The following is a 22,633-nucleotide window of genomic DNA, read 5'->3' on the forward strand; positions in this document are numbered from 1 at the left end:
GTTCGCATGCTCACAGGATCTGTTGCACGTCGAACCTTTGCGGTCCCCGTGTCTCTTCTTCTCGCTTTGGCTATGTTTTGTGGCGTCGGGTTTGCCCAGAACAACACACACGCGATCATCTCGCAGATTTACGCGGCCGGCGGCAACAACGGCGCGGTGCTGAACTCCGACTACGTGGAGCTGTTCAACCCGACGGGGAACACGCTTACGCTGAACAACTACAGCATTCAGTACGCGAGCGCGGGCGGAGCCTCGATCTCGACGGTGACGGTTCTTCCGGCGACGATTACGCTGGCTCCGGGCCAGTACTACCTGATCGCCGCATCGGCGGGCGCGACCGGCGCGGCACTGCCGGCGACTCCGGACGTTGCGAACACGAATATTGCGTTTGGCGCTACGGCGGGCAAGGTGGCGCTGGTGAGCTCGACGACGAGGCTGGCCACGGCCTGCAATCTCTCCGATTCCACGCTGGTGGATTTTGTGGCGTATGGCAGCGGAACGAACTGCGCGCTGGGAACTGCCGCGCCTGCACCGAGCACGACGAAGGCGGACGTTCGGACGAACGTCTGCACGATTTCGAACAACAGCGGGCTGGAGTTTGCGGCGCTCGATCCGGCTCCGCGGAACTCGGCCACGACGCCGTTTGTGTGCGGCGCACCGACGCCGCTGGCGGCGACGGGACTGGCTACGCCGGCGACGGTGCTTGCGGGTAACTCCACGCTGCTGACGGTGACGGTGTCTCCGGCGACGCAGCCGACGAGCAGCGGGATTGCGGTTGCGGGCGACCTGAGCTTGATTGGAGGCTCGACCACGCAGCCGTTCTTCGACGATGGGAGCCACGGCGATGTGGCTGCCGGGGACAATATCTTTTCTTACAGCGCGCCCGTTTCGGCGACGGGGAGCTTTACGCTGCCGGTGACGGTGACGGACTCGCAGCTTCGGACGGCGCAGGCAACGATCGCGCTGACGGTGGCAACGCCTCCGCCGACGACCTCGATCAAGGCGATCCAGGCGGCGAAGCCGTCGCCGTATGCCACCCAGCAGGTGACGACGAGCGGCATTGTGATTGGCGTGAAGTCGAATGGGTTCTATCTCGAGGCGGTGGATGCTTCGACGAATCCGACCACGCCTGAGGGAGTCCTGGTCTACACGGGATCGACGACGAAGCCATCGTTTATTGCCGTGGGCAACCTGGTGGAGGTGACGGGAACGGTCAGCACGTATCCGACGACCGGCCTGACGCCGGGAACCGAGATCGATGGGCCGCAGACGTTCACGTTGCTGGCGACCAACCAGCCCTTGCCTGCGCCGGTGACGATTACGGCGGCGATGGATTCGCCTGCGGGAGGGATCTATCAGTTCACGCGGTTTGAAGGGATGCGGGTGGCGATCGGCTCGTTGACGACGACGAGCGGAACGGATGCTTCGCTGAATGAGGCGACGGAGACGAATACCTCGAATGGGCGCTTCTATGGCGTGGTGACGGGGGTGCCGCGGCCCTTCCGCGAACCGGGCATCGCGGTGACGGATACGTTGTTCGGACCGGTGCCTGCCGGAGTTCCGCGGTGGGATTCGAACCCGGAACTGCTGTATCTCGACAGCCTGGTTCTGGGAGGACCGGCGATCAACCTTACAAGCAACACCACGCTGACCGGTGTGGTGGGTGTGATGGACTTCTCGTTCGGCTCGCCCGAGCTTCTGCTGGACGCGGCGACGCGGCCCACGGTGACGGGAGGAATGACGGCTCAGCCGGTTCCGGTGCAGGGGGCGAATGAGTTCACCATCACGAGCTTCAATATGGAGCGGTTCTACAACGACAAGGCGGATGCCGATAACCCAGGCAGCTCGGCGGTGGTGGTCACTCCGGCGGCGTACCAGCGCAGGCTGACGAAGGCATCGCTGGCGATTCGCACGGTGCTGAATATGCCGGACATCATCGGAACGCAGGAGATCGAGAATCCCGCGGTTCTGGCGGATCTTGCGGCCAAGGTCAGCACGGATGCGGTGGCGGCCGGTCAGCCGGACCCGCTGTATGCTCCTTATCTCTTCCTGGCCAACGACGGCACGGCGATCAACACGGGCTTCCTGGTGAAGAGCACGCGGGTGAATACCCTGAAGGTGGAGCAGGTTGGGCTGACGACGACCTTTACCAACTCCGTGGGGAACCAGGCGATCCTGAACGACCGCACACCGCTGGTGCTGCATGCAGGCATCAAGCGCGGGGGTACGGCGCCGGATTATCCGGTGACGGTGATCTCGGTCCATCAGCGCTCGCTGATCAACGTGGACGACCCGACCAGCACGGGTGCGACGGTGCGGCTGAAGCGTGAGGCACAGGCAGAGTTCCTGGCCAAGCTGATTCAGGGATACCAGGCGGCGGGCGAGCATGTGGTGACGGTCGGCGACTATAACTCCTTCGAGTTCTCGGACGGCTTCGTGGATTCGCTCGGCGTGACCAAGGGAACACCGGTTCCGGCTGAAGAGGTGGTGACGCCTCCTGTGGCAGGACTGGCGAATCCTCCGCTGGTAGACCTGGTTACGCTGCTCCCTGCGGATCAGCGCCAGAGCTACGTGGAGGTCGGAAGTGCGCAGGTGCTCGATCATGTGGTCGTGACCCAGGACCTGGTTCCGACGAACACGCGGCTGGTTTATGCGCATATCGACTCGGACTTCCCTCTGGTGAACCTGAACGATGCAACCAGCCCCACACGCATCAGCGACCATGATCCGGCGGTGGCGTACTTCACGGTTCCGGCGGTCCAGGGAACGGTGAAGCTGACGATTTCGGCGGTGCTCTCGGCGACGGATAGCGGCTATCAGGCATTGGTCACGGTTGCGAACAATGGAACCGGAACTGCACAAGACGTCAGGTTGACGGGAGCGGCGCTCGAGAATGCCATCGGGTCGCCGATTCCGGCTGTCCTCGGCGATCTTCAGCCGGGAACGTCAGCCGTCATCACGATTCAATTTCCCCCACCCGCTGGTGCACCGCGGCCGGTGCTGGTGGAACGTTACAGTGGCACTTATAACGGCGGCAGCTTTGGCGCCAATATTCGCGCCACACTGCCCGTAAATCAATAGATCCGGGCCATGTTCATAAATCCAACAGTGGAGAAGACAATGATCAAAAAGACGTACCTTTCGCTTTCCATCTTCGTATTGGCAGTTCTGCTGGGGTTCACCTCACCGGCATCGGCCGATCCTATCGTCGTCCAGCTTGGGGGCGTGAGCGCTTTTGCGCCCATCGTCTTCACGGGCACCATTGGAACTACCCTGGTTCCCGACCCTCCGTTCGAGCTGGACAACTCGGGGAATCCGGAGCTGTTCCTGAATGGAAGCAGCTTCAACATCGATAGCCCGCTCGTGCTGAACGATCTGCTGTTCGTGAACTTTCCTCCCAGCATCCCCGCGGACGGAAGCGCCACGGGCACGCTGTTTACCGTGGATCTGCCGTTGGGAATGACGCCCGGCCTTTATAACGGGTCGTATTTCATCTTCGGCGGCCTGACTCCAGACGATCAGGATCTTCTCGCCGAGATCGACTTCCAGATCAACGCGCAGCCGGCGTCGAGCCCAATACCCGAACCGAGCACATGGATTCTGCTCGCGAGCGGGCTTGGCGGGCTTGGGCGCGTGGTCTACAGCAGGCGGCGCGGATTGGCAGTCCGACAGGAAGCCTAGGTTATCCAATCTGCTGAAGCGAGGGACCCTTCGGGTCCCTCTTCTTTTTTGTTTAGAGGAGATCGGGCTCTAGTCAGAGAGATCGAACCACGACGGCCATGCGGTCGACGACGGAGGCCCAGGTGTAGCGGGCCAGCACCATCTCGCGTCCCTGGCGGCCCATCGCGGCGAGGCGGTCGGGATTGGAGAGCATCTGGGTGAGTTTGGTCGCGAGGTCTTCGACCGAACCCTTCTCCACAAGGGCTCCGTTAAACCCAGGGGTGACAAACTCCCGCAGCGCCCAGGCGTTGGTGACGACTGCGGGGACCTGATACAACATCGCTTCGAGGGGAGCGATCCCGAAGGGTTCATAGAGGGAGGGCAGGGCGAAGAGAGTTGCCTCGCGAAAGAGCGACTCGAGCTTCGTCCGCTGCTCGGGATCGGCCTTGGAGAGATGACCGTGGAGAACGGCTCCGGCAGGCAGGTTGCTGATCTGCGTGGGTCCCACGATGTGGAGCTCGGCCGAGGGAATGGATTCGCGCACCACGCGAAAGGCCTGGAGCAGCTGTGGGCCTCCCTTGCGAGCGAACTCGGTTCCGATGAAGAGGATTCGGGAGGCTCGATAGTCCTTGTTCGGGTCCGGGTCGGGGACGGTTTCGAGATTGATGGCGCCTCCGACCGCGAAGACCTTCTCGGCCGGCACCCCGTAGTTTTTGATGAAGGACTGCCGCAGATACTCGCTGAAGGTGAAGATGGCCGTCATCTGCCGGGCTGCCTGCTCCTCAAACCGGAGGGCCTGATCGATGCGGCGGCGGGATACGCCCTCGACCCCGTAACCGCTGGCCAGAAGCTCAGGGAGGTTGCCGTCGTGGTAGGAGACGCACTTGTGAGCGGGAAAGACCTGCGGGAGGGAGAACATGTGGCCGATCTGCATGAGGACGGGAGTTTCGACTCGAACCGAGGCCGCAGCTCGGGTGAGGGCCCTTCGGTACATCGGGTCGAAGTAGAAGTGTTTGCGCCAGACGGCCCGGTTCCGGGAGAAGTTTTTGGCAAGCAACAGGGCGTTGGGGAGCTTCGGCACCCGTATTCCGACGGCTGCGTGGAGTAAACCATTCTGTTCCATCGCCTTGAGCAGAAAGGGCGAGATGCCGGACCAGGTTCGAGGGGAGTAGGGTTCGGAGCCGGTAGAACCACCAACGAATACCGTGACATCGCGCATGGGCCACAGGCTAGCACAGGCTCTTCCAAGGGGAGGACGGGAGGCAATATCTTGTTGTATTGGGGGGGATGGTTGGGTTAACAAATATGAGTGTGTTTATATCAGATGATGTGAATCTTTTTACTGAGATAATGCGTCTTATCAAATAGCCCAGCCCGGTGGCTGGCGACCAATATCTGATTCCGTTTGGAGGAATTGAAATGACCATCACACGTTTTTCCCCATTCCGCAGTCCGCTCAGCGATGTGGCTCTGTTGCAGAATCGGTTGAACTCGATCTTCCATGACTTTGCCGTGCCGGCAAATGAAACCGAGTCTTTGGCGGGGGGAGGTTTCGTGCCCGCGGTGGATGTCTATGAGGACACCCAGAAGGTGGTGGTGAAGCTGGAGGTTCCGGGCATCAACCGGGAGGATCTCGACGTCCGGGTGGAAAACAACACCCTGACAGTAACGGGCGAGAGGAAGTTCGAAGCTGAGGAAAAAGAGGAAAACTTCCAACGCATCGAGCGTCGCTACGGCAGCTTCAGCCGCAGTTTCACGATTTCGCAAACCGTCGATACGGATTCGATAACGGCGAACTATGATGCGGGTGTGCTGACGGTAACGCTGGCCAAGAAGGCCGAGGCGAAGCCGAAGCAGGTGAAGATCGGGGTGGGTTCCGCGACGGCGGCGGCCCCGGTGCAGAAGCCCAAAGAGGTTGAAGCATCGGCTGCGTAAGGCTTTGTTCCGCTGGAGGTGCACGGGCGGGAGATGAACCTGTCTCCCGCTCTTTGTGTTTGCGTAGGTGTGGGGCCACGAACGGCATGCGGCATGGTGGCGGTTTGAGGATAGGATTTGGGAGACGCGTTCTCCACGCAAGAGTTGAGGAGAGTTTGAATGGCGATCAAGTGGGAAAAGCTGACGGTGAAGTCGCAGGAGGCCGTGCAGGGCGCGGTGCAGCATGCCGCGGAGAACGGCAATCCTGAGGTGTTGCCGCTTCACCTGATGGCGGCGCTGCTGGAGGATCGCGAGGGTGTGGTGATCCCGGTGCTCGACAAGGTGGGCGTGCCGGTGGAGCAGTTGCTGAGCGGGGTAAACTCCGCAGTTCAAAAGCTGCCGAAGGTGCAGGGTGGAGGGCAGCCGGGACTGGCGCAGGCGACCCAGAAGATTCTGGAGCAGGCGTTTAAAGAGGCGGACAACTTCAAGGATGAATACGTCTCGACCGAGCACCTGCTGCTGGCTTTGTCGAAGCAGAAGGGCGATGCGGTGGCGAGCGCGCTGGCCTCGTTTGGCGCGACGTATGACGCGATTCTGAAGGCGCTGGCCGAAGTGCGCGGATCGCAGCGCGTGACGGATCAGACTCCTGAGGGCAAGTTCCAGGCTTTGGAGAAGTATGCCAAGGATCTGACCGAATTAGCGCGGAAGGGCAGGCTGGATCCGGTGATCGGGCGTGACGAGGAGATTCGCCGCGTGATCCAGGTGCTGGCGCGCAGGACGAAGAATAATCCGGTGCTGATCGGCGAGCCGGGTGTGGGTAAGACGGCGATTGTGGAGGGGCTGGCGCGGAGGATCGTTCAGGGCGACGTTCCGGAGATTCTGAAGAACAAGCGCGTGTGTGCGCTCGATCTTGCATCGATGGTGGCCGGGGCAAAATTTCGAGGTGAATTTGAAGAACGTTTGAAGGCGGTGCTGAAGGAGATCGAGGACTCGAACGGCGAGATTATCTTGTTCATCGATGAGCTGCATACTCTCGTTGGCGCAGGTGCGGCCGAGGGAGCGATGGACGCGAGCAACATGCTGAAGCCGGCGCTGGCTCGCGGCGGCCTGCGTGCGATTGGTGCGACAACGCTGAACGAATATCGCAAGTACATCGAGAAGGACGCGGCGCTGGAGCGGCGCTTCCAGGTGGTGTATGTCGGCGAACCGAACGTGGAGGACACGATTGCGATTCTTCGCGGGCTGAAGGAGAAGTACGAGGCGCACCACAAGGTTCGGATCAAGGATGCGGCGATTGTGGCGGCGGCTACGCTGTCGCATCGGTATATCTCTGATCGTTTTCTTCCGGACAAGGCAATCGACCTTGTGGACGAGGCAGCGGCGGCGCTGGCGATTCAGATCGGGTCGGTGCCGGTGGAGATCGACGACCTGGAGCGCAGGGCGACCTCGCTCGAGATCGAGCGTGCGGCGCTGCAGCGGGAGAAGGATCCGAACTCGCAGGAGCGGCTTGAGGTTGTGGAGCGCGAGCTTGCGGAGATCAAGGAGCAGGCGTCTGCTCTGCGTGCACGCTGGCAGAAGGAGCGCGGAGCGATTGGCCGCATTGCAGAGCTGAAGGAGCAGCTTGAAGGGCTGCGCTTCCAGATGCAGGAGGAGACTCGCAAGGGCAACCTGCAACGTGCGGCTGAGCTGCAGTATGGCGAGATTCCGAAGCTCGAGGCCGAGCTGCGCGAGCTGACGGCGCTGCAGGATGCGGCGGTGGCGGAAGATGCTGCCGAGGCTGCGACTGGAGCGGCGACGAGGCCCTCGCGAATGCTGAAGGAGGAGGTTGACGAGGAGGACATCGCGGCGATCGTCTCGAAGTGGACGGGGATTCCTGTATCGAAGATGCTGGAGGGCGAGACGCAGAAGCTGGTCCAGATGGAGGACCGTCTGCGCGAGCGTGTGGTGGGCCAGGATGAGGCTCTGAGCGCGGTTGCGAATGCGATTCGGCGGTCTAGAGCTGGCCTATCGGACCCAAAACGTCCGATAGGGTCGTTCATCTTCCTTGGGCCTACGGGCGTGGGAAAGACGGAGACGGCACGCGCGCTGGCGGAGTTCCTGTTCGATGATGAGAAGGCAATGGTGCGACTCGACATGAGCGAGTACATGGAGAAGCATGCCGTGGCTCGATTGATTGGCGCGCCTCCTGGGTATGTTGGCTACGATGAGGGCGGACAGTTGACCGAGGCGGTGCGGCGCAGACCGTACTCGGTGATCCTGTTCGATGAGATTGAAAAGGCTCACCCGGATGTCTTCAACGTGCTGCTGCAGGTGCTCGATGACGGACGCCTGACGGATTCGAAGGGTCGCACGGTGGACTTCAAGAATACGGTGCTGATCATGACCTCGAACACGGGTGCCGACAAACTTACGAGCGCGTGGGCGCAGGGTGAGGATGGGTTTGAAGAGGCGAAGGCGCGCGTGATCGATGCACTGAAACAAGTATTTCGCCCCGAGTTCCTCAACCGCGTCGACGATATCGTTGTCTTCCATCCGCTGGACGATAAGGAGCTGACACACATCGTCGATCTGCGGCTGAAGGATCTCGAGAAGCTGCTGGCGGATCGCAGGATCACGCTGGAGCTGACGGACGCCGCGCGCAAGGCAATCTTCAAGGCGGGCTACGATCGTGCGTACGGTGCGCGTCCGCTGAAGAGGGCGATTCAGCGCATGGTGCAGGACAAGCTGGCGGTCAAGATCCTTGACGGTACCGTGCTGCACGGCGACCACGTTGTTGTGGATGCTGGCAAGGATGGTCTCACGTTCTCAGTGAAGGAGAGAGTAGCGGCGTAATCCTTGGCAGGGAGCGAAAATGCGATGCCGGGCGTGAATAGCGCCCGGCATTTTTTATGGCGGAGAAAGCCGACGCCGACAGGTCGAAAAAAAGTTGCAATTTTCTTCAGGAGATCCACTTCAGCAGGCGAATGACACCCATGGATGCGGGTTTGCGATGGGTCGAGACATTGGTGCGTCCGCTGATCTCGTCACGATTCTTCGCATAGTATTCGTAAGATTTAAGCAGCATCTCTTCGTTCGTGAGGGTGGGCTTCCAGCCGAGCCGCTGCTTGATGCGCGAGGTATCGAAGACGAAGCTTTCGGCGATCATCTTGTAGTGATACGGGCCCAGCGGCGAGATACGAAGCTTGTGCGCGGCCATCATGGCTGCGATGGTTGGTGCTTTGGGAAGGGAGCGAACCTTCGACCTGCTTCCGGAAGAGGCGATGACGGTCTCGTAGACCCGCCGCATGGACTGTACATTGTCGGAGCCGATGTGGAAGAGATCGGACTTGCCGTACTTCGCTCCGAGGATGCAGGCGGTGGCGAGATCTTCGGCGTAGATGAACTGGTAACGGTTGTCTCCGTCACCAACGACCCAGACAGTTTTGTGGTCGTCGATGAACTCATAGAGGATCGCCAGCAGGCCGAGGCGGCCGGCGTCCATGATGGTGGGACATCGGAGGGTGACGATCTCGAGATCGCCGGTGAACTCCTCGAGTAATTTTTCGGCAGCGAGCTTCGATCTTCCGTAGAGCTCGACAGGGGCCGGCGTGTCGCGGTCTTCGTGGACGGGATGGCCGAGGTTCGAGGCCCAGAGGCAGTTTGTGGAGACGAAGACGAAGGGGCGGACTCCGGCATCGCGCGCAGTTTCAGCCAGCAGCCGCGTGGCATCGACGTTCGAGGTCCACAGCAGATGCTCGTCCATCCTCATGCCATGAGCCAGTTGCGCGGCTACGTGAAAGACGGCGTCGAAGCGATGCTCGTTGAAGACGCGCTTCATCAGGGAGGCGTCTCGCAGGTCGCCCTGGATGCTGATAAGGCCGGGAAGGGTATCCTCGTCGCGCTCGAGGTCGATGTTGACGGCGGTGTGGCCTTCGCGCAGGAGACGACGCTTGAGGACTCCGCCGAAGAAGCCCGAGGCTCCGGTGACGAGATAATGAGACATGGCAGTTCCGTAAACCGAGATGGACCGCGTGGCGGCAGGACACCAGCTTCCTGTCCCTTATCTATCTTAAGGCCGCAACGGAATGTTCGCAGGACCGTCTTAGTTAGAGGCGGGAAGATTCGCAGGTTGTTTCCTGCACTGAAGTCACTCCTGTACCTTTGTTCGAAATCGATTGAGTATACTGATCGGATTAGTTTGGCCACTCCCAATAGAATCTTCATGCAACAGGCAGTCATCATCGGAGCGGGGCCTGCAGGCCTTACCGCCGCGCTCGAGCTTCTTCGCCGCACCGGAATCAAGCCCATCCTTTTGGAGAGCAGCCACGAGATCGGCGGCATCTCCCGGACCATACGATATAAGGGCAACCGCATGGATATCGGCGGCCATCGCTTTTTTTCGAAGAGCGACCGCGTCATGCAGTGGTGGATCGACCTGATGCCGCCGGAGGCCGAGTCGGACGCGCTCATCAGCTATCAAGGCAGGCAGCGGGTGGTCGAGATTCCGGTCGATCAGCCGCAACATCCGCCGCTGCGCGGTATGGGTCCGCTTGAGAGCGAGCACTATACAAGAGAGCTTGAGGGAGCGGAGGAGTCGGAGGCTGTTGGCCATGTCGAGGCAGTCGTGACACATGCGCCTGCCGATCCCGATCTTGTGATGCTGATCCGGCCGCGCAAGAGCCGCATCTACTATCTGCGCAAGTTCTTCGACTATCCCATCACGCTGACGGCGACGACGCTCGGCAATCTCGGAGCCGTGCGGACGGTGAAGGTAGGTCTCAGCTATCTGAAGTCGCGCGTTTCGCAGATTCGACCCGAGAAGAGTCTTGAAGATTTTTTGATCAACCGCTTCGGACGCGTGCTCTACCTGACCTTCTTCAAGAGCTACACAGAGAAAGTGTGGGGGACGCCGTGCGACCAGATCTCTGCCGAGTGGGGTGCACAGCGCATCAAGGGCCTGAGCCTTACGACCGCGGTGAAGCACTTCGTGAAGAAGACATTCACACGGCAATCGAAGGACCTTGGGCAGAAGAAGACCGATACCAGCCTGATCGAGCGGTTCATGTATCCGAAGTTCGGGCCTGGACAGCTGTGGGAGCACGTCGCGGACCTTGTGCGCGAAGGCGGCGGCGAGATTCACATGGGCTGGAAGGTCAATCGCATCCATTGTGAAGGCGAGAAGGTCGTCTCGGTGGAGGCGGTGAACGGTGCGGGTGAAAGACGGACGTTCGCGGGGGAGTATTTCTTCTCGACCATGCCGATGCGCGAGCTGATTCGCTCCCTCGATGCTCCGGTTCCCACGGCGGTACGCGAAGTCAGCGAAGGACTGCAGTATCGGGACTTTATTACGGTGGGCCTGCTTGCCGACCGGCTGAGGGTGAAGGAGTCGGATGGCGGTCTGTTGAAAGATACGTGGATCTACGTGCAGGAGCCGGATGTGCTCCTGGGACGGTTACAGATCTTCAATAACTGGAGCCCGCATCTGGTCGCAGACGCGTCGAAGGTTTGGATCGGCCTTGAATACTTCTGCTACGACACCGATCCGCTGTGGAAGATGGCGGATGAAGAGTTGAAGCAGTTTGCCATCGCGGAGGTCGCGAAGATCGGAATCCTTCGCGCAGAAGATGTGAGCGATGGACACGTCGTTCGCGTTCCGAAGACCTACCCGGCATACTTCGGAACGTATGATCGCTTCGACGAGTTGCGCGAGTTTACGGACTCGTTCGAGAATCTTTTTCTAGTGGGCAGAAACGGGATGCACAAGTACAACAACCAGGACCACAGCATGCTGACGGCGATGGCCGTAGTGGATGGACTGGTTGCGGGAAGAGTCGACAAAGCTGCGCTGTGGGATATCAACACGGAGCAGGAGTATCACGAAGAGAAGAAATAAAATGAGATGGGCGGAGCGAGAGATGAGAGTTCGAACGCTGGCTCTTTTGGTCTGCGGCCTTTGCTGTTCGCCGTTCCTGCTATCGCAGCAGGCGAACATCCCGGTTGCGACGGTGGTGACTGGCATCGAACAGGCGCGGCTGGCCGACGTTCGCAGCCTGGATGGAACTCTCTATCATGTTCAGGGCGTCGACCTCGATCGTGACCACATATGGATTACATCGGTCGATACTGCGAATCGCAAGGGATATCTGCATCAGTTCAGCCGGGCCACCGCGAAGTTTGAGCGCCAGGTGGAGCTGAGCGATGGGCTTCGTTTTCATCCTGGAGGACTTTCGGTCGAGGGCGACTCCATCTGGGTTCCGGTTGCGGAGTATAAACCGCATAGCTCCGCGGTTCTCCTGGAGCTGGACAAATACACTCTCGCGATCAAACAGAAGATCGCCGTGGCGGATCACGTTGGATGTGTCGCTGTGACTCCCGATGGTCTTATCGCGGGGAACTGGGGAAGCCGGCAGTTTTACGTCTTCGATCGCCAGGGGAAAGAGCTTCGCGTGATCGACAATGCTTCGCCCAATCAGTATCAGGACATCAAGTTTGGCGATGGCAGGCTGGTTGCCTCGGGAAATCTGACACGTACGACCGGTGCCATCGACTGGTACGATTGGCCCTCCATGAAGATGGTGCGCAGCGTCCGCTCGGGAGTTACGGATCGAGGAAGGCTGTACACGGCCGAGGCGATGGCGCTCAAGGGAAGCGACCTTTACCTCGTTCCCGAAGATGGCCCGAGCCGTCTTTTTCACTTTGTCCTGGCGAAGCCTTAGCGCCGGTAGAGTAGGGTTGAAAGTCCAGGTAGGTTCGAGTGAAGAGAGTTATCGTGCTGTTCGTAGTCGCTCTTGTCGTGTTGCTTGCAATGAATCGGCAGAGGGTGTTTCTGCGGGATCCGTTGGGCAAGGCCTATCGCAATGATGCGCAGCTACCGGGTGTGCGGGTGTATATCAACTACTCCAACGATGTTTTGGTGGAGGAGACGGATCGGCAGCGCACTTACGTGGTTCAGGGATGGAACAGGATTCCCGGTCTTCCCCAGGCGCTGACCTGCCTGCGCGGAATGCTCTGCTGGACGGATGCCGATCGGGCCAGGCAGGCACCGCTCGAAGCCGTAGGGGCCTCGCCGGACACGGAGATGAGCGATCGCGAGGTGAGCTTCAAGGAGCGCGATGGTACTCGCGTCAGAATCACTCTGCGCTGAGGAATACTTTAAGGAAAAGGGGGAAGAGCCAATGAGCGACGGACGCGAGGAGCGCGAAGAGCAGGAGCAGCGGAGGACGTGGGAGGAAGAGGACAAGCGGACGGGCCGGGGCGACCGTCCCTATCGCGAACGGGAATGGGAGGACCGGGGGAGGGAGCCCTCGTAAAGCTCAGGCGGCGATGGTTCCTTGATGAAACAGCATCTGCCAGCGGTTGTTGCGCTGCACCCAGATCGAAGAGTGATGCGACGTGGAGTTGGCGGTAGTGATGTGGTAGGTGGCCAGCGCGGCGCCTTCGCCGAGTGCGGTGACGTAGAAGTGGCTCATGGTAGCGGGCCGGGCCGAGCTGGTCTGAAGCGCGTGGGATAACTGATTGATATTGAAGATGCGGCCGGAGGTGCAGAACTCCTTGAAGTCGGAAGCGAGAAGAGAGGTAAGTTCCTTCCGATCCTTTTCGCGATCCGGGTGAAGCAAGCGTTCCTCGAGAGAGTGAAGGTGTTCCTGTAACTGAGCAGCTGTCATGACGATTATTTTGACGTCCTCTCCCCGTGCAGAAGTTTCATAAGAGTAGCAAAAAGACGAGCCGTCCCGTATTGGAACGGCTCGTCGGTTTTGACGCCGGTGAAGTTAGAAGGTGAACTTGCCTGCGAGCTGGAAGATACGAGGGTCGGCGGCCCCGGTGACATTGCCGAAGGTTCCGGAGTTTAGCGCAGTCGTGAAAGCGGAGGCCCCACTCGCGCTTGTGACGGTGAAGTTGGGATGGTTCATGACATTGAAAGCTTCCATGCGGAGCTGGAAGGCAAGTCTCTCGTGGATGGGGAAGATACGGCTGACGGCGAGGTCGACGTTATAGAAGCTGGGAGTACGGAAGGCGTTGCGGCTGAGATTGCCGTAGGTTCCCACAGCATTCTGCGTAAATGCCGCCCGGTTGAGGTAAGCAAGGTTGGCGCCCGTCCGCTGAATCTTGTTGCCGGTGTAGAGAGGAACGCCGGGGATAAGGTTCGGCCGATCGAGGCCTATTCCGGTCCGGGAGTTGTCTATCCCGGAGGTAACGTTGAACGGCGAGCCGGAGAGAATGCGAATGAGAGGCGCGACCTGCCACCCGTTGGCCAGCGCGCCCTTCCAGCCTTGCAGGCCGGCGAAGTGGCTGCGAGCAACCAGGGTGGTGTTGAAGATGTGGCGAACGTCGAAGCCGCAGGGACCGCGATCCAGCCGCGGGTTGTCGGTGTGCTCGAACGCGGGTCCGGCAACGTCACCCGGGTTGTCGGCAACTGCAAGGCACTTTGACCAGGTGTAGTTGGCCAGGAAGCTGAAGTTGTCCGACATGCGGTGCTGGATGGCGGCGATGACACCGTTGTAGCTGGTGGTACCGCCATCGGTAATGAGCGTCATGGTTGGGCCGTAACCCTGTCCCTGCGTGCTGTTGACCAGCGACAGCTGGGTACGGGCGTTGGTATTCGAAGTCGCTGAGCAAGGCTGCCCGACTTGCGGATAGAGAACGGTATTCACTCCGCTGCTCACCGGAATCTGCGATATACCGTTGCACGATCCAGGTCCGGTCCAGTTCCCCGGAATATAAACTCCTGGGTTGATTCCATTTCCCAGCCACTGGTGCGCTTGCTGGTTACCCAGGTAGTTGAGGGAGAACATCCATCCGTTGCCGAAGTCCTGCTGGACACTGGCATTCCACTGGTAGATAACGGGAGTTTTCATGGTCCGCTGCAGCAGCACCCACTGCGTGTTGGTGGGGAAGGTTGCGCTTGCATCGGGTGGGAAGACGCCGGGAAAGGGATTTCCATTGGGATATCCACGCCATGGGTCGTCGAAGGGAACCTGGCCGTTCAGACCGATCTCATTGACGAAGGGAGGGTTGGACGCTAGGCGCTGCGACATGTAGAGCGACGGGGTGTCGTACATCATGGCGCCACCCATACGGAAGACGGTCTTCCCGGTACCGAAGGGATCGAGCGTGACACCCACGCGAGGGGAGACGTTGGCCAACTGGTTGCTGGTGAATGACTTAGATACCCCCGGATCGCCGTAGTAGAAGGAGCCCGCCGGAGAATTGGGGAATACTGTGGAGTGCTGGTTGGCGTCGAAGGCGGCGCGGTCGAAGGTGCTGCCGCGGCCAAATTTATCAACCTGATAGAGGTTGGGCTCCCAACGGACACCGTAGTTGATGGTGAGGTTCGGGCGGGGGTGCCAGGTGTCCTGAGCGTAGAGGCCGAAGACGGTCTGGCGATAGGTGGTGTCCTGGCTGCGGCTTTGGCCGAACGCAACCGGAGCGCCAGTCAGTTGACCGGTCAGAAAATCCGCCAATGTTTCGCCCGACGCGAGACCGGCAAAAGTAAAGCTGCCGTTGAAGAGGTATCCGGCGCGGGTGTTATCGCCGGTGCGGAGGATTTCGCCGCCGAAGGCGAGTTGATGTTTCCCGACCAGCCAGTCGACATCGTCGGAGAAGTCCTCGGTGTTGACGTTGAAATAGCCGGGCGAGCACGTTCCGCAACCCGTTTGGAAGCCCCCGGTCATCTGGATACGGAGGTCCACTGGGACGTAGGTGAAGATGTTGATGCCAACGGTGTTGGCGTTGATGCCGCCGGCCGTCGGTCCGCGATTGTTGCGGCGGCGGGAGTACGTCCCGTGGAAGGTGTTGACCATCTTCGGTGTAATGAGGAAGGTGTCGCCGAGGGTGAAGCTCTGTACGCGCTGGTCGTTACCGGGGACTGTCGTGAGCAGAATGTTGGTTGGAGAGTAGTAGCTGGGGGCGTTGTAGTTGGTGAGGTAGTAGCGGCCGAAGAGGGAGTGGCGTGGGCTCCAGGTGAAGTCGACGCGGCCGATGTACTGGTCTTCGGTGTTGTTGCCAGGAAGCGCGACGTTGACGCGGCCGACGGAGTCCGCCTGCGAGAGCGGCAGATAGCTCAGCAGGGCCCTGGCGGCGGGGCTGAAGGTCGCCGGGTTGATCTGGCGACTTGGTGTAAGGACTCCGGTAGTAGGGTCACGGAACGCAGCGGTGGCGCGGGCGCAGTTGCCGCTGGTGGGCATCTGGCTGAAGTCACCATTCAGCATGGCGGGCGTGGGCAGGCAGTAGCCGGTCGAGTTGCCGACCTTCTTCTCGCGCGTGCCCTGATAGCCGCCGAAGAAGAACAGCTTGTCGGAGATGATCTTCCCGCCGAGGGTTCCGCCGAACTGGCTGCGCTTGACGGTGTCTTTGGCGGTAGAGAAGAAGTTGGTCGCGTTGATGATGTTGTTGCGCAGAAACTCGAATGCGGTGCCGTGCCACTGGTTGCTGCCGGAGTTGGTGACGACATTGACCAGCGAGCCCGGGTGAAGGCCGCTGCGCGCGGGAAGTGAGTTGGATTCAACGGAGAACTCGTGCAGCGCATCGGGGAAGGGGAACGGCAGGTTAACGTTGGTGAAGTTGTCGGTGTGGTAGCCGCCGTCGAGGACGTAGTTGTTGTAGTTGCCCTGGCTTCCGGCTACAGCGATGACGACGGAGCTGGCGTAGTTCTTGCTGCCGACCATGTCGCCCGAGGGAGCGGTGACAGCGCCACCCGAGATAAGGACGAGCTGCGTCGCCTGACGTCCGTTTAGAGGAAGCTCGGTGATGCGTGCCTGATCGATGACCTGTTTGAAGGTACTGGTCTCGGTCTCAAGCGTGGCCCCGGACGCCTGCACCTCGACGTGCTCGGTGGCGGAGCCGACGGTAAGCTCCGGATTGATCTGAATGTTGTTGCCGACCTCGAGGGTTCCCTTCTGTGTGTAGCCGCTGAAGCCGGTCGCCTCGACGGTGAGCGAGTAGGGGCCGACGGGAACGTTGGGAAGCGCATAGAGGCCGCTGCCGTCGGAGACGGTGATGCGGCTGGTTCCGGTGTCGGTCTTGGTGAGGGTGACCTTGGCGTTGGGGACTGCTGCGCCGGTGGGGTCGGTGACGGTTCCCTGAACGCTGGCCGTGCCCGCTGCCTGCGCCCACGCCTTCGGGAGCAGCATCAGTGGGAGAAGTGCAAGCAACAGAAGCAGATTGGATGGTCCAATTATTAGATTTCGTCGCATACGATGGGCCTCGGAAGTAAGTCGATTCCGCGCGTAACGGCTTTCTTTCACGGCTTAGAAACAGCTCTTCATTCGCGCCACAGGACTATATGGATGGGCTTTCTTCACTGTCAATAGAATTAGTTCACCTTTTGGAGTCGAGCCGGTGGCAATCAGAGCACTTGGTCAGACCAATACGACCGCAAAACGCTGAAGTTCGTCTACCGGACACTACTTACGGGCAAGGGCCACCCGCGGAATCGACTGAAGGTCGTGGACGAAGTCCACATCACGCCAGCCTGAGAGAAGGCCTGCGACGGCGTCGCGCTGGCCGTGGCCGATCTCGAGCGCAAGCAGTCCCTCCGGCTTCAGCGCTTCGTGGGCCTGCGGAATGAGCCGCTTGTAAATTTCAAGACCGCCGGCGCCGGAAAACAGCGCTGAGGCAGGTTCGTAGTCGCGCACCTGCGGGTGAAGCTCCGCGGCATCTTCCTCTGGGACGTAGGGAGGGTTGCTGACGATCGCATCGAAGGCCCCCTGCCTCTGCTGCCGGGGAAGTGCGTCCAGAAGATCGGAGAGGACGAAGAGGATGCGCTCCGACACGTTCAGCGCGACAGCGTTTGCCTGGGCGATCTCGAGTGCGGGTGGCGAAAGGTCGAGGGCCAGCAGATTTGCCTGGGGAAGATGAGTCGCCAGCGCGCAGACGATCGCTCCGGAGCCCGTGCCTATGTCCGCGATTGCGAGGGAACGGTCGTGTGGCAGGCGCTCCAGCACGGCCTCGACAAGATGTTCGGTCTCGGGCCGTGGAATGAGGACAGCGGGTGTGACGCGGAAGGGAAGGCCATAGAACTCCTGCGCACCGGTGATGTACTGGAGCGGCTCGTGGCGCAGCCTGCGGGCGATCGAAGCTTCGTAGCTGCGAAGCTGTTCGGGGGTAAGCAGCCGAGCGGGATCGGCCAGCAGGGCCGCACGCGAGATGCCGGTGGTGTGCAGCATCAGCGACTCGGCGTCGCGGCGTGCGGTGTCGCTGAGCTGAGGGTCTTCGGCCAGCTGCCGGGCCGCGGAGAGAAGCGCCTGCTGAAGAGTCAACGTGATGGCTCCATCTACAGACTGCGGATCATGATGATATTGCCGTCGGGATCGGAGACCGTCAGGGTGTCCTTCGATTTGAGGACGGAGATGTTCTGCTTGTGGAGAATGCGTGCGGCCTTCGAGAGGTTCTCCGAGCGAAGGATGAAGCGTGCCTTGGAGCCGAGTGCTATGTTGGCGATCTCGATCTCCTGGCCGGAGTTGCCGGGCATGTGCAGAAACATGGGATCGCCTGCGATGGACTTGAAGGAGAGCTGGTTGAGGTAGAAGTCGCGGGCGGCTGTTGGGTCCTTCATCGCGATCGCAACGGAGCCGATGGAGTCGGCGATGCGATCCTGGCCGACATGCTTGCCCTGGTCGTTGGAGTGAAGCGAGCCGGGCTGATACTGAGTGTATTCCAGGTTCTGAGCAGTGCCATTGGCGTCGATTGGGCCGGCAACGGTGAAGAGCAGATTGCCGGCTCCGGCCTTGCGAACCGGCGTGGGTGTCAGCCCGTGCGCCACGTAATCGTCGTGAATCGCCTGGAGGTCGTCGCCCTCGAAGCAGACGTGCAGAAAGCCGATGGAGGCTTCCTTCGGAATCTCGGGGTTCGCCGGATAGAGCTCAAGGAACTGATGATCGTTGATCTTGATGAAGCTTTCGCGGGGCTTGCCGTCTTTATCTTTGAGGTCGAATGCCTCCTCAAAGCCGAGCTTCTCGTAGAACTCGCGGGAGGCCTCGAGAGAACGCACGCGGATCGCGATATGGGCGACTCCCGCCAGGGGCGGCGTGTGCTGCTGCTGCGCGTGAAGGAGCGGAGAGGCGAGAAATGCGATCGCGAGAGCGGCGATGCGGCGCAGAGAGGCAGGCTTGCGGCGTTGAAGCATGGGCGTCGAGTCCTCGGGCTTATCTGAAAGTAATTTTCGCAGATTAGGTCTTGCAGTTCATCGACTGAAGTGGCGAGTATTGGCAGATGAGAAAAACTACTAGACTGGTTATCTCTTCAGCTGTCGGACTGGCATCCGAGTTTATCCCTATTCCAGGAATGCTTGCAGCGGCACTCATATTCCCGCAAGGAATTCATTCAGACCATGCCTACTTGTACTTATGCCTCGCGGTTATATTGAACTTCATTCTCTTCTTCGCCACGACTTATTACCTCTTTGGCAGGTTTAAGAAACCTGCGGACTCGAACTGACACATGCTCTCCTCCGCAGGCTCTAGTTAGACCGCTTACTTTGTCAGCCTGAGCAAAACCGCGCCGTGAGTGGGGAGCGTGAAGGCATTGGTGTCCTTAATCATGCCGAGGTCTTTGGCGGCCCAGAGATCGCGCGCGTGGGCACCGTTGGCGAAGCCGACCTGCTTCAGCGGCAGCTTGAGTCCGCGCATGACGTTGCGGTCGTGAGATAGGTTGAAGATGGCCAGCGCCACGGAGCCGTCGGAAAGAGGGCGCGACCAGATCTCGATCTCGTCCCCGGAGAAGACACGTTCGGCCTGCTTGCCGAGCTTGTCCTGGTCGATGGCGATGGCGTCGCGGTTGGTGAGGATGGAGCGAACGTCGTCGTTCATCTGGGTAAGATTGTTCCCCGCGATGAGAGGAGCGGCGAGCATGGACCACATGGTCATGTGGGAGATGTTCTCGTCGTGGCTCATCTTGCCGTTGCCCACCTCGAGCATGTCGGGATCGTTCCAGTGCCCCGGAGCGGCGTACCTGCCGAGGCCGGCCTGCGCCAGAGCGATGAGCATCATGCTGTTGTAGTTGGCGCTGATGTCATTGGTGGTGCGCCAGAGGTTGGCGCCGACCTCCGGACCCCACTGCCAGACCTGATCGAAGCCGTACTGGCAGAGGCTGTAGACCATGGGCCGGCCGGTCTTGACGATCGCGTTGTGCATCTTCATGTAGGCGTCGCGCATCATCTTGTCCTGCGCGTCGGGATCGTTGGGGTAGGCCTGCTTCATGTTGTCGCGGAAGCTGCAGAGGTCGTATTTGAGATAGTCGATGCCCCACTCGGCGTAGGTCTTTGCGTCCTGCTCCTCATGCCCGAAGGAGCCTTCGTAGCGGGCGCAGGTCTGGGGGCCGGGCGAGGAGTAGATGCCGATCTTGAGGCCCTTGGAGTGCACGTAATCGGCGAGCGCCTTCATGTCGGGAAACTTCTCGTTGGTGTGGAGGACGCCGTTCGCGTCACGCTTGCCCTCCCAGGTGTCGTCGATGTTGACGTAGACATAGCCGGCGTCGCGCATGCCGCTTGAAACCATAAGGTCCGCGGCCTTGCGGATGTCGGCATCCGTGACCTTGCCGGCGAACCAGTTCCAGCTGTTCCAGCCCATGGGCGGAGTGGCGGCGAGCTTCTGCGCGGTGAGAGGCAGGGAAGCAAAGATGAGAGCGACAAGGAAAAGGCAACGACGCATTCGGTGATGATCCTCCAGTTAATTTCGAGAGGACTCCATGAGACGGATTAGTGGGACGCTTGTCAAACGCCGGGTTCATTGAACAGATTTATTTCATATCAGTTAAGCAATCATGTTGTGATTGCAAATCTCCTGACCTCAAAACAAGAAGGTAGCTTGTCATACGGGATTTTTGATTTCGTAAAAACATTCTCGAATATCAATATCTTCGGTAAATTCTCTCGGGTGTAAAGATGGCCAACTGCACTAAACGAGGTATTAGTGTCCTCTCTTAACGACTGGTTTTTACCGTGGTAGGCGTCCGTAATTTGGCCCGAAACCTTGTTGACTGCCAATGTGTACTCACCGTACATGGCAGCTATGAAATCCCCTTCCTCCGTCCCAAACATTTGGAAGACTAAGTCGAGTTGATTATTGACCAAAAGAATTGATGGTATTCCTTGGTCAGTTCCCCATTTAATCTGTTTTCTCTTCTGCGATATTTTGGAACGTATATGGCTACCCGGAGTTCGAGACGAGATCTTGCCAAAGTTTTTGTCTTTGTCAATCTGGGTTATCTCAAAAATCAGATCGAAGCCATCGAATGAGACTTGATAGTCTGGTCGCGGATCGCTTTCGACAACTATCCGTATGAACCGAAGATCATTAGCGTGCAGAAATAATTCGAAGAGTTTTTCTGATTTGGTCAGCGGTGAGATTTTTGTCATTCCTACCTATTTCTTGTCATCAATATCGGTGATGATGTGCGAGCTTACGGTGAGCTTGTGGTAGTTGCTGTAGCTTGCCGTAAACGACCACTCGGCGAAGGCGTCGTTGCTCACCGCGTTCGAGGTGATGGTCCTAGGCATCCAGAACTGTTTTGAGTCGAAGACAACCGGCGCGTAGTCTACGGCCCACGTCCACAGGGTGGGCCTGCCGTTATTGTCGATGTGATTGGGAATGACCATCTCGACACGCAGCGGGCGAAAGCTGGTGGGATCGATCCAGGCACGTCCGGACTGTTTCTCCGGGCCGGGGCAAGAGTTGTCATGGAGCACGTCAGGATTGATGGTGTAGTCGATCACAATAGCGGGGGCTTTGTTGAGTTGCCCCATCGGCTCAAGGATGTAATTGAAGCAACGCGCCATTTCGAGCGAGACGACGCCGGAGGCGGTGCTGAACGCTCCGCTGAAGATAGCCGGGCCATGAATCTCGTCGCCCTTTGCGGCGTGCCTGTTGACGGTCCTGACCTCGCGAGTCTCGGAGAAGGATGGCGCCTCTCCAATCGTCTTCGATCGCACGAGACGAAAGACAGATTCGCTGGTCGTTTTCGTTTCGCGTGTGTCGGGTTGCTTCATGGTAGAGACCACACGCTCGTCGCAGAAGAAGTTGGGAACGCTGGACAGGTAATCCCACATATTCTCCTGCAGACGCAAGAGAATATCCGGCAGCGAGGGCTGGGGAGCAGGCGTGTCAGGCGCGACGAGTGACTGCGCGGCCGCCATGGGCGGAAGGAAGCTGGTCAGAAGGACGACCCGGAGAACGTGGCCTGCAGGCAAACAAAAACGCAACGGAGACTCCAGAGTTACTGTGCGCAGAATTGTCGCCGAAGAAGCGGGGTTATGCCAAGGGCTTGCGGTAGGATCGGACCGAAGACGGGGAATCCGCGATGACGGAGTGGAATGCGCCTGAGTATGCGAGGATCTCGGCGTTGCAACAGGCGATGGCGGCGGAGGTGTTGTCCCTGCTCGACCTGGGAGATGCGAAGAGCGTCCTGGACCTTGGCTGCGGCAACGGCAAGGTAACGGCAGAGATCGCCGCGCGCCTCCCCGAGGGCCGGATCGTCGGTGTGGACGCCTCCGCCGACATGATCGCCTTTGCGACAGACCACTTCGGCCCAGCCACTCACCCCAACCTCCGCTTTGCCGTCTCGGACATACGCAGGATCGGCTACGAAGACGAGTTTGACCTCATTGTCTCGTTCAACGCACTGCACTGGATTCCGGAACAGGCCAAAGCGTTGCGTGCGATTCGCGGTGCCATGAAGACCGGAGCGTCGGCGCAGCTTCGTCTGGTGCCGAAGGGTGAGCGCAAGAGCCTTGAAGATGTGCTGGAAGAGACACGGAAGTCCCAGAGATGGGCCAGCTACTACGACGGCTATCAAGACCCCTATTTGCAGCTGACCGCGGCAGAGTACGCGGAGCTTGCCGAGGGGAATGGCCTGCACGTAGTGAGCATGGACGTGAAGGACAAGTCGTGGAACTTCGGATCGCGCGCAGGCTTCTTCGCGTTCGGCTCCGTGACCTTCATCGAGTGGACGCGCCGGCTTCCCGAGGAGGCGAAGCCGGAATTCATCCGCGACGTGCTCGACCGCTACAGCGTAGTCGCCGGCGACGAGAAGACCTTCCGGTTCTACCAGATGGATATCCGGCTGGCGAAAGACGACGCGCTATAAC

The 22,633-nt window shown here is 59.8% G+C and carries 17 protein-coding genes; 8 read left to right on the forward strand and 9 right to left on the reverse strand.

Going from position 1 to position 22,633, the window contains the following annotated elements; all coding sequences use genetic code 11:
* Positions 1-6 precede the first annotated feature (6 nt).
* Positions 7-3,081, forward strand: a complete 3,075-nt coding sequence (locus BDD14_RS14960) for a lamin tail domain-containing protein (protein WP_130419504.1) — start codon at positions 7-9, stop codon at positions 3,079-3,081.
* A gap of 39 nt (positions 3,082-3,120) precedes the next feature.
* On the forward strand, positions 3,121-3,681 hold the full coding sequence (locus tag BDD14_RS14965; RefSeq protein WP_207231747.1) for a PEP-CTERM sorting domain-containing protein: 561 nt from the start codon (positions 3,121-3,123) through the stop codon (positions 3,679-3,681).
* A 73-nt stretch (positions 3,682-3,754) separates the two neighbouring features.
* Here the strand turns inward: BDD14_RS14965 and BDD14_RS14970 are convergent, their stop codons facing one another.
* Positions 3,755-4,879, reverse strand: coding sequence for a glycosyltransferase family 4 protein (locus BDD14_RS14970; RefSeq protein ID WP_130419506.1), 1,125 nt, complete (start codon positions 4,877-4,879; stop codon positions 3,755-3,757).
* Between the two features lie 200 nt (positions 4,880-5,079).
* Between BDD14_RS14970 and BDD14_RS14975 the strand changes: the two genes are divergently transcribed.
* Positions 5,080-5,595 carry an Hsp20/alpha crystallin family protein gene (locus BDD14_RS14975; protein ID WP_130419507.1) on the forward strand — a complete coding sequence of 172 codons (516 nt, stop codon included), beginning with the start codon at positions 5,080-5,082 and terminating at the stop codon, positions 5,593-5,595.
* A 159-nt stretch (positions 5,596-5,754) separates the two neighbouring features.
* Positions 5,755-8,406: an ATP-dependent chaperone ClpB gene (gene clpB, locus BDD14_RS14980; RefSeq protein WP_130419508.1), complete on the forward strand. Its 2,652-nt coding sequence runs from the start codon at positions 5,755-5,757 to the stop codon at positions 8,404-8,406.
* Between the two features lie 106 nt (positions 8,407-8,512).
* On the opposite strand, the gene BDD14_RS14985 is transcribed toward clpB, so the two are convergent.
* Positions 8,513-9,556 (reverse strand): NAD-dependent epimerase/dehydratase family protein, encoded by a 1,044-nt coding sequence (locus BDD14_RS14985; RefSeq protein WP_130419509.1) that lies wholly within the window; start codon positions 9,554-9,556, stop codon positions 8,513-8,515.
* A gap of 219 nt (positions 9,557-9,775) precedes the next feature.
* On the opposite strand from BDD14_RS14985, the gene BDD14_RS14990 reads away from it, so the two are divergent.
* The 3 genes from BDD14_RS14990 to BDD14_RS15000 are packed head-to-tail and all read left to right on the forward strand — an operon-like array spanning position 9,776 to position 12,697.
* The gene (locus BDD14_RS14990) at positions 9,776-11,446 is read left to right on the forward strand and encodes an NAD(P)/FAD-dependent oxidoreductase (RefSeq protein ID WP_130419510.1); all 1,671 of its coding nucleotides are present in this window, start codon (positions 9,776-9,778) and stop codon (positions 11,444-11,446) included.
* Positions 11,447-11,468: 22 nt separating this feature from the next.
* Positions 11,469-12,269 carry a DUF6454 family protein gene (locus BDD14_RS14995; RefSeq protein ID WP_130419511.1) on the forward strand — a complete coding sequence of 267 codons (801 nt, stop codon included), beginning with the start codon at positions 11,469-11,471 and terminating at the stop codon, positions 12,267-12,269.
* Between the two features lie 53 nt (positions 12,270-12,322).
* Entirely contained in the window at positions 12,323-12,697 is a 375-nt protein-coding gene (locus BDD14_RS15000; protein ID WP_207231748.1) for a hypothetical protein, read from the forward strand.
* 169 nt (positions 12,698-12,866) lie between these two features.
* Here BDD14_RS15000 and BDD14_RS15005 read toward each other — a convergent pair whose 3' ends face one another.
* From BDD14_RS15005 to BDD14_RS15035, 7 genes are all read right to left on the reverse strand, one after another.
* Complete coding sequence (locus BDD14_RS15005) at positions 12,867-13,217, reverse strand: nuclear transport factor 2 family protein (RefSeq protein WP_130419513.1); 351 nt, start codon at positions 13,215-13,217, stop codon at positions 12,867-12,869.
* A gap of 105 nt (positions 13,218-13,322) precedes the next feature.
* A complete protein-coding gene (locus tag BDD14_RS15010; RefSeq protein WP_130419514.1) occupies positions 13,323-16,745 on the reverse strand; it encodes a TonB-dependent receptor in 3,423 nt (1,140 codons plus the stop codon).
* A 210-nt stretch (positions 16,746-16,955) separates the two neighbouring features.
* Positions 16,956-17,810 (reverse strand): peptide chain release factor N(5)-glutamine methyltransferase, encoded by an 855-nt coding sequence (gene prmC / locus BDD14_RS15015; protein ID WP_130419515.1) that lies wholly within the window; start codon positions 17,808-17,810, stop codon positions 16,956-16,958.
* Positions 17,811-17,824: 14 nt separating this feature from the next.
* A complete protein-coding gene (locus BDD14_RS15020) occupies positions 17,825-18,676 on the reverse strand; it encodes a VOC family protein (RefSeq protein WP_130419516.1) in 852 nt (283 codons plus the stop codon).
* Positions 18,677-19,022: 346 nt separating this feature from the next.
* A complete protein-coding gene (locus BDD14_RS15025) occupies positions 19,023-20,198 on the reverse strand; it encodes a glycoside hydrolase family 27 protein (RefSeq protein WP_130419517.1) in 1,176 nt (391 codons plus the stop codon).
* A gap of 110 nt (positions 20,199-20,308) precedes the next feature.
* Complete coding sequence (locus tag BDD14_RS15030) at positions 20,309-20,905, reverse strand: hypothetical protein (protein ID WP_130419518.1); 597 nt, start codon at positions 20,903-20,905, stop codon at positions 20,309-20,311.
* Between the two features lie 6 nt (positions 20,906-20,911).
* Positions 20,912-21,748 carry a hypothetical protein gene (locus tag BDD14_RS15035; RefSeq protein WP_130419519.1) on the reverse strand — a complete coding sequence of 279 codons (837 nt, stop codon included), beginning with the start codon at positions 21,746-21,748 and terminating at the stop codon, positions 20,912-20,914.
* 98 nt (positions 21,749-21,846) lie between these two features.
* Here BDD14_RS15035 and BDD14_RS15040 point away from each other — a divergent pair, with 98 nt between their 5' ends.
* Positions 21,847-22,632 (forward strand): class I SAM-dependent methyltransferase, encoded by a 786-nt coding sequence (locus BDD14_RS15040; protein ID WP_130419520.1) that lies wholly within the window; start codon positions 21,847-21,849, stop codon positions 22,630-22,632.
* Position 22,633 lies beyond the last annotated feature (1 nt).

It is taken from the genome of Edaphobacter modestus (assembly GCF_004217555.1).
Lineage (GTDB): Bacteria > Acidobacteriota > Terriglobia > Terriglobales > Acidobacteriaceae > Edaphobacter > Edaphobacter modestus.

Coding starts and splice junctions, on each gene's coding strand:
- BDD14_RS14960 (WP_130419504.1), top strand. CDS start 7: ATGCTCACAGGATCTGTTGCACGTCGAACCTTTGCGGTCCCCGTGTCT.
- BDD14_RS14985 (WP_130419509.1), bottom strand. CDS start 9,556: ATGTCTCATTATCTCGTCACCGGAGCCTCGGGCTTCTTCGGCGGAGTC.
- BDD14_RS15040 (WP_130419520.1), top strand. CDS start 21,847: ATGACGGAGTGGAATGCGCCTGAGTATGCGAGGATCTCGGCGTTGCAA.
- BDD14_RS15005 (WP_130419513.1), bottom strand. CDS start 13,217: ATGACAGCTGCTCAGTTACAGGAACACCTTCACTCTCTCGAGGAACGC.
- BDD14_RS14970 (WP_130419506.1), bottom strand. CDS start 4,879: ATGCGCGATGTCACGGTATTCGTTGGTGGTTCTACCGGCTCCGAACCC.
- BDD14_RS14995 (WP_130419511.1), top strand. CDS start 11,469: ATGAGAGTTCGAACGCTGGCTCTTTTGGTCTGCGGCCTTTGCTGTTCG.
- BDD14_RS15025 (WP_130419517.1), bottom strand. CDS start 20,198: ATGCGTCGTTGCCTTTTCCTTGTCGCTCTCATCTTTGCTTCCCTGCCT.
- BDD14_RS15010 (WP_130419514.1), bottom strand. CDS start 16,745: ATGCGACGAAATCTAATAATTGGACCATCCAATCTGCTTCTGTTGCTT.
- BDD14_RS15020 (WP_130419516.1), bottom strand. CDS start 18,676: ATGCTTCAACGCCGCAAGCCTGCCTCTCTGCGCCGCATCGCCGCTCTC.
- BDD14_RS14990 (WP_130419510.1), top strand. CDS start 9,776: ATGCAACAGGCAGTCATCATCGGAGCGGGGCCTGCAGGCCTTACCGCC.
- BDD14_RS14965 (WP_207231747.1), top strand. CDS start 3,121: ATGATCAAAAAGACGTACCTTTCGCTTTCCATCTTCGTATTGGCAGTT.
- BDD14_RS15030 (WP_130419518.1), bottom strand. CDS start 20,905: ATGACAAAAATCTCACCGCTGACCAAATCAGAAAAACTCTTCGAATTA.
- clpB (WP_130419508.1), top strand. CDS start 5,755: ATGGCGATCAAGTGGGAAAAGCTGACGGTGAAGTCGCAGGAGGCCGTG.
- BDD14_RS14975 (WP_130419507.1), top strand. CDS start 5,080: ATGACCATCACACGTTTTTCCCCATTCCGCAGTCCGCTCAGCGATGTG.